Genomic DNA, 16620 nt, shown 5'->3' with positions numbered 1-16620 from the left:
AGGGGGATATTGATTGATGAACCAGGCATCGCCGAGTTCTTCCCCTTGCCCCGGCCTGCGGGACGCAGGCGTTACTCGCAGGCGGGACGCCTGCGCTACAATTTTCCCTCACCCCGGCCCTCTCCCGGGGGGGAGAGGGGGATGGATGCGGCGTGAATGACCTCTATTTCTTGTGAGGAGGGCCTGCGGGACGCAGGCCTTACTCGCAGGCGAGACGCCTGCGCTACCGGGGGGCAGGGGGTTTGAAATTATTGGGGATAATGAAGAGGGCTAATGCAGGAAACAAGGCAAGGCAAAGGTTTCAAATAGGTCATTGACAGGGTCAGGGGATTTAGTGATGCTGGGAGGACTTTGGGTCAAGAACTAATGCTGGAACCCACTTAAGATTGAAATAACTTATGGCAAAGACACCGAAATACGTTTATCTGTTCGGCAACAAAAAGGCCGATGGTGATGGTTCAATGAAACCCTTGTTGGGCGGCAAAGGCGCCAACCTGGCCGAGATGGCGCGGATTGGGCTGCCGGTGCCCCCGGGGTTCACGATTACCACGGAGGTTTGCACTTATTACTATCAAAACAAGAAGACCTATCCGAAGGTGCTGGACCCGCAGGTGAAGGCCGGCATGGCCCATATTGAGAAGATTATGGGCACAAAGTTCGGCGACAAGACCGCGATGCCGCTGCTGGTGAGCGTGCGTTCGGGCGCGCGGGACTCGATGCCGGGCATGATGGACACGATTTTGAACCTGGGCTTGAACGACGAGACGGTGCTGGCCCTGGTGAAGGCCACGAACAACGAGCGTTTTGCATGGGACTGCTACCGCCGTTTTGTGCAGATGTACGGCGACGTGGTGATGGGGGTGCAGAAGCGGCCGGGTGAGGACCATGAGCCGTTTGAAACGGTGATTCACAACCTGAAGCACGAGCGCTACCACGAGGACATTGAGGACACCAAGCTGACGGTGGACGATTTGAAGGAGCTGGTGGTGCGGTTCAAGGGCCTGATCAAGGAGCGCACGGGCAAGGAGTTTCCGCAGGATCCGTGGAAGCAGCTCTGGGGCGCGATTGGCGCGGTGTTTGGCTCGTGGATGAATGACCGCGCGATTGTGTACCGCCGCAAATACAACATTCCGAGCGAGTGGGGCACGGCGGTGAACGTGCAGGCCATGGTGTACGGCAACACCGGCGAACGCTCCGGCTCCGGCGTGGCGTTCACGCGCAACCCGGCCAACGGCGAGAAGGAGTTTTACGGTGAGTTTCTCATCAACGCCCAGGGCGAGGACGTGGTGGCGGGCATCCGCACGCCCGAGCCGGTGGTGCAGCTCAAGAATCACCTGCCGCAGGCGTTTGCCGAGTTGGAGAACATCCGGAAGATTCTGGAGAAGCACTTCAAGGATGTGCAGGACTTCGAGTTCACCATTCAGGACGGCAAGGTGTTCATGCTGCAGACGCGCAACGGCAAGCGCACCGCGTTTGCGGCGTTGAAGTTCTCCATGGACATGGTGGAGGAGAAGCTGATTGACTGGAAGACGGCCATCCGGCGCAACCCGGCCGACCAGCTCGACCAGTTGCTGGCGCCCATCTTTGACCAGAAGGCCGAGAAGGCGGCCAAGGTGGTGGCGACGGGTCTGCCGGCGGGGCCGGGGGCGGCCTCGGGCAAGATTTACCTGAACGCCGACCGCGCGGCGGCCGCCGCGGCGAAGGGCGAGAAGGTGTTGCTGGTGCGCAATGAGACCACGCCGGAAGACCTGCGCGGCATGATTGCCGCCGAGGGCATTTTGACGGCCAAGGGCGGCGTCAGCTCGCACGCGGCGCTGGTGGCCCGGCAAATGGGCAAGGTGTGCGTGTGCGGCGCCGGGGCGTTGCAGATTGACTATGCGGCGCGCACGGTGACGGTGAGCGGGCAGACCTTCAAGGAAGGGGACTACATGTCCATCAACGGCACGCTGGGCAATGTGTACGCCGGCGAAATCAAGACGGCGGCATCGGAGATTGTGCAGGTGCTGATTGAGAAGTCGCTCGATCCGAAGAAGAGCAAGACCTACCAGATGTTCAAGCAGTTGATGGACTGGTGCAGCAAGGTGACCCGCCTGGAGGTCCGCACCAACGCCGACACGCCGGAGCAGACGGAGAACGCGATTGCCTTCGGCGCGACGGGCATTGGCTTGTGCCGCACGGAGCACATGTTCTTCGAGGGCAACCGCATTGACGCCATGCGCGAGATGATTCTCGCGGACAATCTGGAGGATCGGAAGAAGGCGCTGGCGAAGCTGCTGCCGTACCAGAAGGAGGACTTTGTGGGCATCTTCAAGGCCCTCAACGGCTATCCGGCCACCATCCGGTTCCTGGACCCGCCGCTGCATGAGTTCCTGCCGCATGAGGACAAGGCGCAGCAGGACCTGGCCCAGAAGATGGGCGTGCCGGTGGAGAAAATCCGCAACCGCGTGAAGGAGCTGCACGAGTTCAACCCGATGCTGGGCTTCCGCGGGTGCCGGCTGGGGATTGTGTATCCGGAAATCAGCGAGATGCAGGCGCGGGCGGTGTTTGAAGCCGCCGCCGAGGTGCAGAAAGCCGGCATCAAGGTGCGTCCGGAAATCATGATTCCGCTGGTGGGCTTCAAGAAGGAGCTGGACCTGCAGGTGGAAGTGGTGCACCGCGTGGCCCAGGAAGTGATGAAGGAAAAGGGCGTGAAGCTCAACTACCTGGTGGGCACCATGATTGAAGTGCCGCGCGGCGCGCTGACCGCCGATGAAATTGCGCAGACGGCGCAGTTCTTCAGCTTCGGCACCAACGACCTGACGCAGACCTGCCTGGGCATGAGCCGCGACGACTCCGGTTCGTTCATCCCGGCGTACACCGAGCTGGAAATCGTGAAGAAGAATCCGTTTGCCACGATTGACCAGACGGGCGTGGGCCAGTTGATGAAGATTGCGGTGGAGAAGGGCCGCAGCACCCGGCCAGACATCAAGCTGGGCATCTGCGGCGAGCACGGCGGCGATCCCGACTCGGTGAAGTTCTGCCACAAGATTGGCCTCACTTATGTGAGCTGCTCGCCGTTCCGCGTGCCGGTGGCCCGCCTGGCCGCCGCGCAGGCCGCGCTGGAGGAAGAAGCGGCCAGCGCCGCCAAGAAACCGGCGAAGAAGAAATAACCTGCGCCTCGATTCAGAGGAACAATTCAACCGCCCCGGTTTGCGCCGGGGCGGTTTTTTTATGGTGGGGCGGGACGCCGGGGAAGCTGTTTCTCCAAAATGGGTTTGACATGGTTTTGCCCCTCACCCCGGCCCTCTGGCTGAGGGAAAGGGAAGCGCCGGCGGGGGAGCGGAGGGTTCTGGATTGCATTTGGGCAAGCGGGGGGTAAATTGGGGCTCACTTCAGCAACTTATGAGCAAGCGCATTTTAATTGTCACGGACGACGCGGGGGAGTCGCAGGAGATTTATTACGCGCGGCACCGTTTTTTGGAGGCGGGGTGGACGCCGGTCATTGCGGCGACGCAGAAGAAGCTGCTGAACACCGTCATCCATGATTTTGCGCCCGGCTGGAATACGTACATTGAAAAGCCCGGGTATTTGATTCAGGCGGACCTTGCGCTGAAAGACGTGAAGCCCGCGCAATATGCCGCGGCCCTGCTCATCGGGGGGCGGGCGCCGGAGTTTTTGCGGCATGACCGGCGGCTGATTCAGGTGGTGCGGGCGATGCATGAGCAGGGGCGATGGTTGTTTGCCATTTGCCACGGGGTGCAAATTCTGGTGGCGGCGGGGCTGGTGGCGGGGCGGGAGCTGACGTGCTATTGCAATGTGCGCAACGAGGCCGAGCTGGCCGGGGCGCGCTGGGTGAACCGCCAGAGCGTGGTGGACCGGGAGAAACGGATTATCACGGCGCAGACGTGGGAGAGTCACCCCGAGTTTTATCGGGACATTTTCGCGCATCTGACGTGAGCCGAAGTGAGGCGGGATTATGGCTTTGACACGCCATTGTTACCAATGCGGCTGGGAGTATCCGTTGCGGGGCAATCCCGGGCGGACGGAGGTTTGCCATCAATGCGGGGCGGATTTGAAGGTGTGCCTGAATTGCGTGCATTACGATCCCAAGGTGGCCGAGCAATGCCGCGAGAAACGGGCGGACCTGGTGCAGGAAAAGCATCTGGCCAATTTTTGCGAGTATTTTGATTTTGCGCGCCGGGAATGGCGCGGCCGCCATGCCAGCGCCCGCGAGGAGGCGGCGCGCGCCAGTCTGAAAAAATTATTGGGCGATTGAGGCGGCGGGAGGCTGGGGGGCGCTTCATGCGGAAAGGCAGAGCCTGGGCGGGTGGACTTTCCGGCGTGACGGGAGAAAAGACCCATTCTGCGCTTGCGCCTTTTGGCCGCCGCGCTAATGCTAACGCCCGGTACAACTTATGAACTATCACATATCGCAACGCGCCGCTTCGCTCTCACCGTCGCTGACACTTGCCATTGATGCCAAGGCCAAGCAGATGAAGGCCGAGGGGCAGGATGTCGTGGGTTTTGGCGCGGGGGAGCCGGATTTTGACACGCCCCAACACATCAAGGACGCCGCCGCCGAGGCGCTGGCCAAGGGCTTCACCAAGTACACCCCCAGCAGCGGCATCCCCGAGCTGCGGCAGGCGGTGGCGGAGAAGTTCAAGCGCGACAACGGGCTGAGCTACAAGCCGTCGCAAGTCATCATTTCCTGCGGGGGCAAGCATTCGTGTTACAACGTGATTCTGGCCACCTGCCAGGAGGGGGATGAAGTCATCATTCCGGCGCCGTACTGGCTGAGTTATCCGGAGATGGTGAAGCTGGCCGGCGCCACGCCGGTGATTTTGCCGACGTCGGACAAGACGGAGTTCAAGGTGACGCCGGAGCAGTTGCGGGCGGCGATTACGCCGCGCACGCGGTTGTTCATTTTGAACTCGCCCAGCAATCCCACGGGGACGATTTACGAGCCGGAGGAAATCAAGGCGCTGGGGGATGTTTGCGTCGAGAAGGGGGTGCTCATCATGAGCGATGAGATTTACGAGAAGCTGGTGTACGATGGGGCGCGGCATGTGAGCGTGGCCAGTTTCTCGCCGGCGCACTACGAGCACACCATCATTGTGCACGGCCTGGCCAAGGCGTATTCGATGACGGGCTGGCGGCTGGGGTATCTGGCCGCGCCGGAGCCGATTGCCAAGGCGATTGACGCCATCCAGAGCCACAGCACGAGCAACCCCACTTCGTTTGCGCAGAAGGGCGGCGTGGCGGCGCTCACCGGGCCGCAGGACCATCTGGCGGCGTGGCTGGCCGAGTATTCCAAGCGCCGGCTGTATGCGTGGCGGCGGCTGAACAGCATTCCGGGCGTCTCCTGTGTCAATGCCCGGGGCGCGTTTTATCTGTTCCCCAACATTTCCGGCACGGGGTTGAAGAGCACGGAGTTTTGCGCGCGCCTGCTGGAGCAGGAGAAGGTGGCGGCGGTGCCGGGCATCGCTTTTGGGGCGGATGATTATATTCGCATCAGTTACGCCACGAGCATGGCCAACATTGAAAAGGGCCTGGAGCGGATGGAGCGGTTCTGCCGGGGGTTGCTGGGCCGGTAACGGCTGGTGGCGGTCCCGCGGAACGGCGCCCGGAGACGCTGGCTCCGGCGGAGCGGCGTTTTTGGGTGAGCGCCGGCGGGGGGAAGGGGGGCCGGAATGAGGCATTGACGCCAGTCCTGATTATGATAAAAATAAGCCGGTTCGCTCGAAAACCAGCCGCAGCGTTGGTGTCAGTCAGACAGATGTTGGAATGCCGGTAACGGTGTGACATTTGGTTTCGTGCCAGGGCAGAAACCCGCGCGCGCGACGGTGGAGGGCGTCACCCAGCAGTTATGAATGAGTCCAGACTGTACGTGGGCAATCTGTCGTACAAAACCACAGATGCCGATCTCCAGGATTACTTCTCGCAGGCCGGTGTGGTGACCTCCTGCAATGTAATGCTGGATAAATTCACCGGCCGCTCCCGCGGTTTCGCTTTTGTGGAATTTGCCACGGAAGAAGAAGCCAAAAAGGCGGTGGAACAGTTCCACAACAAGGAATTCCAGGGACGGCCGCTGACGGTCAACATCGCCCGCCCGCGCGAGGAACGCCCCCCGCGGCCGGCCGGTGACCGTGGCGGCTATCGTCCGCAGCGTTTTGAAGACCGCCGGGACCGCGCCTGAGTTCGGGCCGGGCCTCCGCACTTAAATTTAGGGCCAGTGCTTCTGGCCCTTCCCTCAACCGCCGGCGCCCGCCGGCGGTTTTTCATTGGGCGGGGGAAGATTTGGCCGGCCAGCCCTGCTCCCGCAACTTCTCCATCACTCCCTGCACAATGCCCTGCAGCGGGTCCGGCGCGGCCGGCCGCCGCGGCGGGCAGCCTTCCGGCGGCGGCGCCACGCATCCGAAATCGGCCAGCAAACAGTGGAGCACCCGCTGCAACTTTTCCACCGCCGCCTGCTGCACCGGGGTGCGCGGATGCCGCCCCCGCCCCATGGCAAAACCGCGCAGCGCCACCGCGGCGCGAAAGCCCTCGGGAAACTCGGTGGAGTACAGCATCGCGTCAAACAGCTCCAGCAGCCGGTATTGCAGGCGGAGGGCCTCCTCCAATTGTCCTCCGCGGGTCAAATCGAAAAGCCGCCGGGTGATTTCCGGCACCACCCCGCTGGTGGCGTGCGTGCCGCCGTCGGCGCCCACCAGCAACATGGGCACCAGGACGGCTTCCCAGCCGGTCAGAAACGAGAAATCCGGCCGCATCGGGCGAATCGCCGCAATCATGCGCATCATGAACGCGACGTCGCCCGAGGAGTCTTTGATGCCCACCACGCGCTCCAGCTCGGCCAGGCGCCGCACGGTTTCCACATCCATGGGGCTGGCAAACAGAGGGATGTTGTACAAGGTCACATCAATCGGGCTGTGCAGCGCAATTTCCCGAAAATAGGCATACACCGACTCCGGGCCGAGCCGGTAATAAAAGGGGGAGACAATGGCCACCGCCCGCGCGCCGCATTCGGCATAGGCAGCGCAGGCGGCCAGGGTTTCGCGCACGTTGGCTTCCGCCGCACCGGCCAGCACGGGCACGCGGCCGGCGGCCTGCTCGCAGACAATGCGCACAATGCGGCGCCGCTCCTCCGGAGTGAAACGGATGAATTCGCCGGTGGAACCGTTGGGGTACAGGCCATGCACGCCCTGGGCAATCAACCAGTCCACATACCGCCGCAGCTCGGCCTCGGCGATGTCGCCGTGTTCATCCAGCGGCACCATGTGCGGCGTGAAAATCCCGGTGATGCGTGCAGCCATGGCTTCATCTAACGCCACCCCCAACGCCCTGTCCAGCCTTCCCTCAGGGGGGTCTCCAGCCCGCTTCCGACCGGCCAGCCTGAATGGGTGCGGCGGCTTGGGGCCGGCCTGCGGCCTTTGCCCGCGCCGGCTCATCCCTGCCGGAAACTGAGGCGTTTGATGAACTCGGGGCCGAAACTGTGGCGCAGCCGCTCCAAAATTTCCCTTTGGCGGTATTGCACAATTTCGGCCAGCCACACGGAGCTGTCCACGGTGACGAAGAGCGTGCCGCGCACCAGGTTCACCGGCTGCGCATGGGCGGTGATTTGAGGGTCCAGCACCTGGTTCCACACCTGGCGTATCTGGCTTTCCTCCACGCGTTGCTGGAACCGGCGTTTTTCCCACACCCGCGCCAGGACCTGCCCCAGGGGTTTGGCCACGTTGGCGCGCGCCTTTTCCAGCGGGCTGTAGTCCATGCCCCGCCACTGGGCCAGCACCTGCTCCCGGGCGGTGAGCGGCGGCGGGCCTTTGGCGGGCATTTTATGAAATGGCGGCAGGGCCATGGCGTCATTCTGAACCCGCGCCGGCGCCGGTGGAAAGCGGAAAAATCACGCGGCATGAACGATTGAAAGTCCGGGTCTGGCGCCGCGGCGGATGCGGAGAGTGGCTTGCGGTTTTCGATTGGTTGGAGGGGCTGGATTGGGATAGAAAGGGGCGGCATGAAAGCGGTGATTTTAGCGGCGGGCAAGGGCACGCGGATGAAAGAGTTAACGCAGGAAAAGCCCAAGCCCATGTTGCGGGTGCAGGGGCGGCCCATTCTGGAGCATATTATGCTGGGGCTGCAAGCGGCCGGCATCCGGGAGATGTTTGTGGTCACGGGATTCAAGGCCGAGACCATCGAGGAATATTTTGGCGATGGCAGCCGGTGGGGCTGGCGGTTGCATTATGGCCGGCAGGTGGTGCAGGACGGCACGGGCCGGGCGCCGGAGGTGGCGCGGGAGTTTGTGGGGGACAGCCCGTTTTTATTGACCTATGGCGACATCCTGGTCCGCCCCGAGACGTATCAGCGGATGCGCGAGCGTTTTGCCAGCGGGGATTACGCGGGGTTGCTCACGGTGACGGCGGGGGAGGACGTGAGCAAGGGGGCGGTGGTGGTTTTGGATGAGGCGTTTGATTTGGTGACGCTGGTGGAGAAGCCCGGTCCGGCGCAACTGGCCGAGCTGCGAGGTCGCGGCCTGCTGCGCGAGGGCGGGCCATACTGGTACAACGCCGGCATCTATATCTTTCGCCCGTGCCTGTATGAGTTCACGGCGCGCCTGCAGAAGTCGCCGCGCGGCGAATATGAGCTGACCGATGCCATCACGGCCATGGCCGCGGCGGGGCATCGGCTGGCGGGCCTGGTGATTGAAGGGCGTTGGGTGGACGTGCGGGACCCGGAAGTCCTGGCGCGGCTGGAGCGGGAAGAAGGTGCATCCTGAGAGTGGGGAGGGCCGGGTCGGCGGGAATTGCGTGGGGTGCCCGGCGCAGGGACAAGGGCGCGCGCATACCTGCGGGGTGGCGCCGCGGGACATCCGCCTTTCTTGGCAACTTGAAACTTGAATCCCCATCCCCTCGCCGTGGTTTAATGCGGCAGATGGCCTATGAAAGCCCTGTACATCCACGCGCACTTTGATGACTACGAGTTCACGGCCGCCGGCACTTTTGAGTTGTGGCGGCGGCGGCTGGGGCCGGATTTTGCGGGCAAGGTGGTGGTGTGCACCGATGGGCAGGCCGGCCATCATGCGATGACCCGCGCCGAGACCGGCCGGCGGCGGCTGGCGGAGCAGCAGGCTTCGGCGCGGATTGGGCAGTATGAATTCGAGCTGCTCACCCTCCCCGATGGGACGCACGGGCGCGAGGCCTGCCTGACGCTGGATACTCCGCTGCTGGCGGCGTTGTGGAAATGCATCCGCGATTTTGAGCCGGATTATTTGTTTTGTCCGCCGGTGGTGGCCGACCCGCTGGCCGGGATGCACGTGGACCACGAGGTGGTGGCGCAGGCCGTGCGGCGCGTGGCGTACATGATCAATGTGCCACACGCCTTTACGCCGGAATATCCCGCGGATGAACGGCGCTCGCGTCCGTGCAAGGTGCCGGTGATTCTCAACGTTTATGATACTTACATGACGGGTGCCAACGGATTTGACTTGGCGGTGGACGTGGAGGAGGCTTTCGAGGCCATTCAGGCCATGACGTGGTGTCATCAATCCCAGATTTGCGAGTGGCTTCCCTGGGTGGGGCGCCATGCCATGTCGCCGCCCGGCTCGGCGGAGGAGTGGGGGCGGATGCTGCGGCAGCGTTTCCAGCGCAAAAATCACGAGCTGGGCCTGCGCACGCGCCGGGCCTTGGAGGTGTTCACCGTGACGGCGTGGGGCGAAATCCCGCGCCCGGAGGATTTGCGGCGGGATTTTCCTTCGCTCCTGCGGCATCCGGGTTCGTGGCAGCGGTTGTGCCGGCGTTTGCGCCGATGGCAGCCCTGGTGAAGGCCGCCCGGCGGTGCGCCGTTGGGCCATGGCCGAGGCGGGCGGCCGGTGGCAGGGAAATTGGAAACTGGCGCGGCCCGCCCGCGTTCCGTCCCGTGATGTTGTTGGGTGCCGCGCAACTATTCATGACCCTGGTCCTTGCCAGCCAGCCAGCGCCTTGCGGACTTGAGGGAGAAGTCCAGCAACTGGCCGATTCCATAATACAGAAGGGTCGTCAGACCCACCAGAATTGCATAACAAACAAGCTCACCGTGAGGAAGTTGTTGCATGAAAGCCGTCTGCGGCTTGAGAACCTCAGTGCCTATCAAATAGACCGGGAAGCTGGCATACACGAGCACGAAAAAAGGAATGCTGTACTCATGTCTGTCCATCAGGCAGGCCACACTCGAAAGAACCGCGACCATGAGGTAGATGCCGGCAAACCAAACACCCAAGCGGTGGATGCGATACCAAGATTCGTGCGGGCCAGCAGTCATGGCGTGTGCTCTCTCAAACGCTCTGCGATCTGGTTGTGCATCCAACGACCAATCTCGGCGACCGCCCCCCGGGAACGCCTCGCCGGCGGCCAGATGCGCTGACGAATTACCTCAACCGCCCCATCTTTCAGCGGAGCGGCGGTCTGCTCCAGTGAACTTGTGGGCCGTCTTTCATGGCTGCTTGTTTTTCGCGACCAGGGTGTTCGCCATGAAATCGTGCAGTCCCTGGCGGCGCTTCGTCCACGCAATCATTAGGAAACCCAGGCACAGGAGCAGGGCTGAGAGCAGGGAGGCAAGGCAGCGCCAGGTCGCCCGGCCAAAGCTGATGCGCCGCCCGTCGTAATCGGTGACCTTCAACTCGCAAACGCGCTTGCCAATCGTAGCCTGCCAGGATGACGAAAGCATGCCCGCGGTGTAAACCCACCAAATGGCCAGTTGCAAACCGTTGTCCACAAACTCCACCACCCGCTTGTCGGTCGCGTGGTTTGCTTGCGTCACGGACCGGAGGAGGAAGCTGACCAATAGCGAAGGGATGAGAAGAATCACCAGGTCAACCAGGAAGGCAGCAAACCGAATCCAGAAGCCGCCATACCGTTCCCTATAGTCTGAGAAAGAGGTTTCGTTTTCCATGTCCACGCGCCTGAAGTTTTTAACGGTTGAATGGTTTTAAGACGTAGTGGGTTGCAACGGCGAACCGCTCATAAATGAAGCTGTGACTCCTCAGTATGGCCAAGCTGCAGTGCATCCACATTATACGTTTTGCCTTGCCGCACAAACGGGAACCAATGGGTAACACCAGACTCGCCGGTACTCTCCCCTTCATTCAGCCTCTGTCAAGCGCTTTCAGGGCGTGCCTGGGAAAGACTGGGTAGATCATGACCCCCCCGTGGACAAGATCAGTGTGTTGAGTGCACGCCGCGTGGCGCGAGGTCGCGCAGTTCCCGGCTGCGCACTGGTTGGGCGGGGTGAAGCTCATCGGACAATCTCTGGACTGGCGGCAAACCAAGGCTTTTCGGGACTGTCGAAACCACATCGCTGGACGAAGCGGACCAGCGCGAACTTCCACGGCGAGTAACTGCGCCTGTGACACAACACCACGCCGCACCGCCAGGCCTCGCGCGTGTCGGGCACCGGCACCGCAAAAGTGACGGTGGCTCCGGGCGGCAAATCGAAGGCACCCGACTGCGCGTGGCACAACTGGATGCTCTGGTCGCGGAAGAAGATTGGCCCCAGGTAGCCGAAGAAATCGCGCCGGGTGGGGTTGTGGATGCTGAACACGGCAAAATCCCGGTGGGCCATGTTGGTGGTGGCATAGGAAGCCACCAGGATGCCGGTGACCTGGTTGGTAAAGCCAAGGAGCGTGACTGGAATCTCCGCGCCGCGCCGCTTCGATGGCGCAGAGGCCAGTTGCAAGCCAGCCACCGCCGCCAACACGGCAAAGGCAAGCCCCCCCAGGATGAGCATTTTGCGGTTCATGGCCGCGACGCCTGAAAACCACCCGATGCCATGGAAATCACGAACTCAAGAGTGGTCCCGGTATTTTAAGGCTCGATTCAGGCTAAGAGGGTGCATGAACGCAGTCAATCGGAAAAGGCGGCTGTGCCACGCCTGCGATGCGCGCCAAAAAGATTGTTACCTGGGCGGGGATGATTTGGCGGAAACTGGTCGTTGCGCCAAAAGTCGGTGTTACCGGACATGGGCACCGACATAAGTCAACCAACCCAACGGGAAATGCTGGCCCAATGGCGGCGGGCGTATGCCCGGGCCGGCCGGCCTTACAGGGGACAACTACTGAACCAAGTGGTGGCGTTATTAGGCTACCATCGCAAGGCGGCCATTCGGGCGCTGCATGACACGCTCAATCCCTTTCAGCTTGGGCGGGACATTGAACGACAAAAGCAGTCGGTTGAAGCCCGGAAGCTTCCTTCGTTCACAAATGGGAGGTCAAATTGGGTAACACCCCTTTTGGCGCAACGGACCTCCTGCCCACCCAGCGCCGGGTAACAGTTACTTTTGGCAAGAGCGCGTGAAAGGGGAAAACACCAACCACGAATGGACACGAATAGACACAAATTTTGAACAGAAGGAAACGAAGGGAACGAAGAGGGAGAAGAGGCCCCTCACCTTGACCCTTTCCCGGTGGGAGAGGGAAAATATTAAATGTGCCTCGAAATATTCATTATCTGCGTTTGCTCAATGCAGGCGAGGAGGGAAAGTAAGAATAGAAACCCCATAGATGTTCTCATCTCCATTCGTTGCCTCCGGCCTGCGGGACGGAGGCTGAATCCCGCTTTGCGGGACGAGGACGCCTGCGCTACGAGAAATGAAAATATGACGGGCGGAGTGGTGCTTATAGGGGCGTCTGTTTGAGGACGGCAATTCAGCAATCACGGAGCCGGGAGGCTCCGTGAACCCGCAGGCGAGGACGCCTGCGCTACAGACCCTCACCCTAGCCCTCTCCCAGAGGGAAAGGGAAATAGTTACCGTGCGTCGGATTATTTTGACGCTGGTCCCTGGGCCACCCTTTAGCCTGCGGGACGCGGGCCGAATCCCGCTGTGCGGGACGGGACGCCTGCGCTACATGGGGAGACGCCTGCGCAACGAGGCATGAAAGAATGATGCGCGGTTTGGTGCTTCTAAGGGGTTTCGCTTGACCTTATCAGTTCTGTAGTCACGGAGCCGGGAGGCTCCGTGAACCCGCAGGCGAGGACGCCTGCGCTACAGACCCTCACCCTAGCCCTCTCCCAAAGGGAAAGGGAAATAGTTACCGTGCGTCGGATTACACGGAGCCGGGAGGCTCCGTGAACCCGCAGGCGGGACGCCTGCGCTACATGGGGGGACGGCTGCACTGCAGGGGAGGGGGCGTGGATGATGGTTTTTTGGTGGGTGGCAGGCGATGGGTTTGCTCAAAACCGGCGCAAGTTGCGGGGCAGGGCGGCGGCGAGCCATTCGGCCATGTGCCAGGGGCGACGGGGGGTGAGGTGCTCGATTTGCTGGCGGCAACTGGCGCCCTCGGCGATGACCTGGGCGTCGGGCGGCAGGGCGTTCAATTGGTCGAGGAGCGGGCGCGCCACCTGGAGGGAGAGGGCGTAGTGTTCTTGTTGGTAGCCGAAGGCGCCGGCCATGCCGCAGCAGCCGGTATCGAGCAGGCGGGCGGTGCTGTGGGGCACGCGGGCTGCCAGACGCGCCAGGAAGGCGGTGGAGAGCAGGGCTTTGGCATGGCAATGGACGTGAATGGCGGCCGCGCGAGGCAGGGGTTGGAGGGGGAGGGCCTCTGGTTCACGGCACAGCAGGTCGTCCAGGAAGGCGCTGAACAGCAGGCAGCGGCCGGCGATGGCGGCGGCGTGCGGCAGGTTTAATTCGCGGTAGTCCTCGGCGAACATGGCCCAGCAGGAGGGTTCCAGAAATAAAATGGGGAGCGATTCCGGCTGGGCGGCGAGGAGTTGGAGGTTGTGCCGTCCGAGGCGGGCGGCTTCGTCGAGGTTGCCCTGGCTGAAGGCGGGGCGTCCGCAGCATTGGCGATGGCGGAGGCGCAACACTTCGAAACCGGCGGCTTCGAGGACGTGCACGGCGGCCTGGCCGATGTGCGGGTGGTGGTAGCGGGTGAAGCAATCGTCCCACAAAAAGACAGAGCCGCGTGGGGCCGGGGAGGGCCAGGGGGGGCGGCGGTCGAACCAGGCATCGAAGCGCTGGGCGGCGAAGGCGGGCAGGAGGCGTTGGGCGGAGAATCCGAGGAACCGCTGCCATAAGCGCCGGCCGGGGCCGGAGTGGAGGAGGAAGTTGGCCAGGCGCGGGGCGGCGCAACCGAGGCGGCCGAGGCGGTCGGTGTGACTCATCAGGCGGGCCGTCAGCGGCAGGCCGTGATGGGTATGGCGGGCTTGGAGGACTTCCGCTTTGAGGAGGGCCAGATTGACGTTGGAGGGGCACTCGGTCTGGCAGGCTTTGCAGGAAAGGCAGGTGCCCAGGGTGTAATCCAGTTCCGCGAGGGTGAGGGCGCGGAGGCCTTCGGCCCCGAGTTTGCCGGCCAGGGCGGCGCGGAGGGTGTTGGCGCGGCCGCGGGTGGAGAGGGCTTCTTCGCCGGTGGCGATGTAGGTGGGGCACATGGCGGGGGTGGCTTTGAGGCAGCCGCCGCAACCGTTGCATTGCTCGAGGTTGGCGAGGAAGGAGCCGTCGCGGGCCGCGAACGCCAGGCGCGGGGTGAAGGGGAGGGCCAGCGGCGCCTCGGGCGTGGTGCGCAGGCGGGTGTCCACGTGGAAGCGGCCGTCGGGGATGATTTTACCGGGGTTGAGCAGATGGCGCGGGTCAAACAGGTTTTTGATGTCGGCGCACGCCTGCATGAGCCGGGGGCCGAGGTGGTGGGGGAGGTATTCGGTGCGGGCGATGCCCACGCCATGCTCGGCGGCGAGGGAGCCGTTGAACTCGCGGCAGAGGGCGGAGACTTCGTCGCTGAGGAGGCGGAGATGGCGGCGGCCCTGAGGGGTGTGCAAATCCAGCACGGGGCGGATGTGGAGGAGGCCGCTGGCGGCATGGCCGTAGAAGCAGGCGGAGAGGTCCAGTTTTTTTAACAGGCCGGCGACGGCGGCATAATAGGCCGGCAATTGTTCGGGGCGCACGGCCACATCTTCGATGCAGGTGGCGGGCTTGGCGGGGCCGGCCATGCCGGTGAGGAGGGAGAGGCCGGCCTTGCGGAGGCCCCAGACAAGCTGCATTTCCGGCTCGTGCCGCAGGAGCAAAGTGCGCTGGCCCAGGCGGCGGCTGGCGACGGCCTGGAGGCGTTCGACCACGTCCTCGTAAAATTCGACGATGAGGAAGGCCTCGGCGGGCGCTTCGTCCAGGCGGAGCAGGTCGCGGGCGGCTTGAAAGGCGCGCTGGCCGCGGGTCTGGTCAAAGAGGATGCGGTCCACGTGTTCAATCGCCACGGGCTGCAAGTCCAGCAGGGCCACGGTGGCCTGGAGGGCTTCGGGGATGCTGGGGAAAAAGAGCACGGCCAGCCCTTTTTCGCGCGGCAGGGGGACGACGCGCAGCTCGGCGCTGAAGATGCCGGCCAGGGTGCCTTCGCTGCCGGCGAGGACGTGCAGCAAGGCACGGGCGGGGTCTTCCAGGCAGCGGTCCAGGGCGTAACCGGGGTGGTGCTTGACCAGGCCGGGGGGTTGATGGTGGCGGATGTCGTCGCTGTGCAGTTCCACCAGGCGCTCCAGGCGCTGGCGCAGCGGTTCAAGGATGCCGGGGTGGGTGGCGTCCACGCTGGCGATGCGGCCGTCGGCCAGCAGCAATTCGAGGCCGGCCACGTGTTCGCCGGTGCAGCCGAAACGCGGGGCGCGCGCGCCGGAGGAGTTGTTGGCAATCATGCCCCCGAGGGTGGCGCGGGAGCTGGTGGCGACATCGGGGCCAAATTGAAAGCCATGGGGCTTGAGGAACTGGTTGAGCTGGTCCAGGACTACGCCCGCGCCCACGCGGACCAGGCGGCGTTCGGGGTCAAAGGCATGGATGCGGCGATTGTGGCGGGCGAGGTCCAGGATGAGTCCGTCGTTCAATGCCCCGCCAGTGAGGCCGCTGCCCGCCCCGCGGGGCGTTACCGAGATGCCCAATTCCGCCGCTACCCGCAGCACGGCGGCCGCTTGGGCGGCGGTGCCGGGGAAGGCCACCCCCAGGGGCAGGACTTCGTAGAGGGAAGCATCGGTGGCGTAAAGCTGGCGGGTCAGTGGACGGCAGTCCAGCTCGCAACCGGTGGCCGCCAGGGCGGCCTGTTGTCGGGGCGTGAGCATCCCGCGCGGGATTGTTGATAAACCCCGGCAAAATATCACGAAAAATAGGCGGGCGCGAAACGGGAACGGCCGGCGCCTGGTTGTTGGGAGAGGAGGGAAGGCGTGCGAGGCGGGATGGGTCAAGGGAAAGCATTGGCTGAGGGCGCAAAGCGTGCTAAACCTTGGGGTATGAGAGTCGGCAAATTATTGCATACACGTTACCGGGTGAATGACCTGGAGAAAACCGTGCGTTTTTACAAGGACATCCTGGGGTTGGAGGAGGTGCGCCGGCACAAATCACCGCGGGGTTCGGAGCTGGTGTTTCTGAAGGCCCCCGGGAGTGAGGAGCAAATCGAGATTTGTTACTACCCGTCCAGCGGGCCGGTGCAGGTGCAGCCGGATTTGACGCATCTGGCGTTTGAGGTGGAGAGCTTGGAGGCGTTTGCGGAGCATCTGGCACGGCACGGATTGAAGTATTCGGACGGCCCCACGCTGAAGCCGGATGGCGGTGGGTTCGCGTTTATTGACGCGCCGGAGGGCTACGAGATTGAATTGATTCAGCGTCCCAAGGGCGCGGGTGGCGGCGGCTATTAAGCTGGGCCCGAGGGCG

Annotated in this window: 14 protein-coding genes; 8 read left to right on the top strand and 6 right to left on the bottom strand. The window is 63.2% G+C overall.

Annotation, left to right across the window (positions count from 1 at the left end; translation table 11 throughout):
- The first annotated feature begins 398 nt into the window (after positions 1-398).
- From ppdK to NXS98_RS13675, 5 genes are all read left to right on the top strand, one after another.
- Positions 399-3149: a pyruvate, phosphate dikinase gene (gene ppdK, locus NXS98_RS13695; protein ID WP_283845580.1), complete on the top strand. Its 2751-nt coding sequence runs from the start codon at positions 399-401 to the stop codon at positions 3147-3149.
- Positions 3150-3381: 232 nt separating this feature from the next.
- Positions 3382-3936, top strand: coding sequence for a DJ-1/PfpI family protein (locus tag NXS98_RS13690; protein WP_283845579.1), 555 nt, complete (start codon positions 3382-3384; stop codon positions 3934-3936).
- A 19-nt stretch (positions 3937-3955) separates the two neighbouring features.
- Positions 3956-4255: a hypothetical protein gene (locus NXS98_RS13685; RefSeq protein ID WP_283845578.1), complete on the top strand. Its 300-nt coding sequence runs from the start codon at positions 3956-3958 to the stop codon at positions 4253-4255.
- A 139-nt stretch (positions 4256-4394) separates the two neighbouring features.
- Positions 4395-5573, top strand: coding sequence for a pyridoxal phosphate-dependent aminotransferase (locus tag NXS98_RS13680; RefSeq protein ID WP_283845577.1), 1179 nt, complete (start codon positions 4395-4397; stop codon positions 5571-5573).
- A 272-nt stretch (positions 5574-5845) separates the two neighbouring features.
- Entirely contained in the window at positions 5846-6175 is a 330-nt protein-coding gene (locus NXS98_RS13675; RefSeq protein ID WP_283845576.1) for an RNA recognition motif domain-containing protein, read from the top strand.
- 82 nt (positions 6176-6257) lie between these two features.
- Here NXS98_RS13675 and NXS98_RS13670 read toward each other — a convergent pair whose 3' ends face one another.
- A complete protein-coding gene (locus NXS98_RS13670; RefSeq protein ID WP_283845575.1) occupies positions 6258-7289 on the bottom strand; it encodes a dihydrodipicolinate synthase family protein in 1032 nt (343 codons plus the stop codon).
- Between the two features lie 131 nt (positions 7290-7420).
- Positions 7421-7831, bottom strand: coding sequence for a DciA family protein (locus tag NXS98_RS13665; protein ID WP_283845574.1), 411 nt, complete (start codon positions 7829-7831; stop codon positions 7421-7423).
- A gap of 156 nt (positions 7832-7987) precedes the next feature.
- On the opposite strand from NXS98_RS13665, the gene NXS98_RS13660 reads away from it, so the two are divergent.
- The gene (locus NXS98_RS13660) at positions 7988-8746 is read left to right on the top strand and encodes a nucleotidyltransferase family protein (RefSeq protein WP_283845573.1); all 759 of its coding nucleotides are present in this window, start codon (positions 7988-7990) and stop codon (positions 8744-8746) included.
- Positions 8747-8908: 162 nt separating this feature from the next.
- On the top strand, positions 8909-9790 hold the full coding sequence (locus tag NXS98_RS13655; RefSeq protein WP_283845572.1) for a PIG-L deacetylase family protein: 882 nt from the start codon (positions 8909-8911) through the stop codon (positions 9788-9790).
- 119 nt (positions 9791-9909) lie between these two features.
- Here NXS98_RS13655 and NXS98_RS13650 read toward each other — a convergent pair whose 3' ends face one another.
- The 4 genes from NXS98_RS13650 to NXS98_RS13635 form a co-directional block, all read right to left on the bottom strand.
- Positions 9910-10266, bottom strand: a complete 357-nt coding sequence (locus tag NXS98_RS13650) for a hypothetical protein (RefSeq protein WP_283845571.1) — start codon at positions 10264-10266, stop codon at positions 9910-9912.
- Positions 10267-10437: 171 nt separating this feature from the next.
- A complete protein-coding gene (locus tag NXS98_RS13645) occupies positions 10438-10896 on the bottom strand; it encodes an RDD family protein (protein WP_283845570.1) in 459 nt (152 codons plus the stop codon).
- Between the two features lie 342 nt (positions 10897-11238).
- On the bottom strand, positions 11239-11742 hold the full coding sequence (locus tag NXS98_RS13640) for a hypothetical protein (protein WP_283845569.1): 504 nt from the start codon (positions 11740-11742) through the stop codon (positions 11239-11241).
- A 1430-nt stretch (positions 11743-13172) separates the two neighbouring features.
- Complete coding sequence (locus tag NXS98_RS13635) at positions 13173-16031, bottom strand: FAD-binding and (Fe-S)-binding domain-containing protein (protein ID WP_283845568.1); 2859 nt, start codon at positions 16029-16031, stop codon at positions 13173-13175.
- Between the two features lie 168 nt (positions 16032-16199).
- On the opposite strand from NXS98_RS13635, the gene NXS98_RS13630 reads away from it, so the two are divergent.
- The gene (locus tag NXS98_RS13630) at positions 16200-16604 is read left to right on the top strand and encodes a VOC family protein (protein WP_283845567.1); all 405 of its coding nucleotides are present in this window, start codon (positions 16200-16202) and stop codon (positions 16602-16604) included.
- Positions 16605-16620: the final 16 nt, after the last annotated feature.

It is taken from the genome of Fontisphaera persica (genome assembly GCF_024832785.1).
GTDB lineage: Bacteria > Verrucomicrobiota > Verrucomicrobiia > Limisphaerales > Fontisphaeraceae > Fontisphaera > Fontisphaera persica.
Note: the sequence above shows the minus strand (reverse complement) of the source record. Positions and strands in the feature narration are given on the sequence as shown.

Bases quoted from the DNA above. Each gene is read 5' to 3' on its own strand.
- NXS98_RS13665 (WP_283845574.1), bottom strand. From the start codon at position 7,831: ATGGCCCTGCCGCCATTTCATAAAATGCCCGCCAAAGGCCCGCCGCCG.
- NXS98_RS13675 (WP_283845576.1), top strand. From the start codon at position 5,846: ATGAATGAGTCCAGACTGTACGTGGGCAATCTGTCGTACAAAACCACA.
- NXS98_RS13685 (WP_283845578.1), top strand. From the start codon at position 3,956: ATGGCTTTGACACGCCATTGTTACCAATGCGGCTGGGAGTATCCGTTG.
- NXS98_RS13640 (WP_283845569.1), bottom strand. From the start codon at position 11,742: ATGAACCGCAAAATGCTCATCCTGGGGGGGCTTGCCTTTGCCGTGTTG.
- NXS98_RS13630 (WP_283845567.1), top strand. From the start codon at position 16,200: ATGAGAGTCGGCAAATTATTGCATACACGTTACCGGGTGAATGACCTG.
- NXS98_RS13645 (WP_283845570.1), bottom strand. From the start codon at position 10,896: ATGGAAAACGAAACCTCTTTCTCAGACTATAGGGAACGGTATGGCGGC.
- NXS98_RS13655 (WP_283845572.1), top strand. From the start codon at position 8,909: ATGAAAGCCCTGTACATCCACGCGCACTTTGATGACTACGAGTTCACG.
- NXS98_RS13660 (WP_283845573.1), top strand. From the start codon at position 7,988: ATGAAAGCGGTGATTTTAGCGGCGGGCAAGGGCACGCGGATGAAAGAG.
- NXS98_RS13670 (WP_283845575.1), bottom strand. From the start codon at position 7,289: ATGGCTGCACGCATCACCGGGATTTTCACGCCGCACATGGTGCCGCTG.
- NXS98_RS13635 (WP_283845568.1), bottom strand. From the start codon at position 16,031: ATGCTCACGCCCCGACAACAGGCCGCCCTGGCGGCCACCGGTTGCGAG.
- ppdK (WP_283845580.1), top strand. From the start codon at position 399: ATGGCAAAGACACCGAAATACGTTTATCTGTTCGGCAACAAAAAGGCC.
- NXS98_RS13690 (WP_283845579.1), top strand. From the start codon at position 3,382: ATGAGCAAGCGCATTTTAATTGTCACGGACGACGCGGGGGAGTCGCAG.
- NXS98_RS13680 (WP_283845577.1), top strand. From the start codon at position 4,395: ATGAACTATCACATATCGCAACGCGCCGCTTCGCTCTCACCGTCGCTG.
- NXS98_RS13650 (WP_283845571.1), bottom strand. From the start codon at position 10,266: ATGACTGCTGGCCCGCACGAATCTTGGTATCGCATCCACCGCTTGGGT.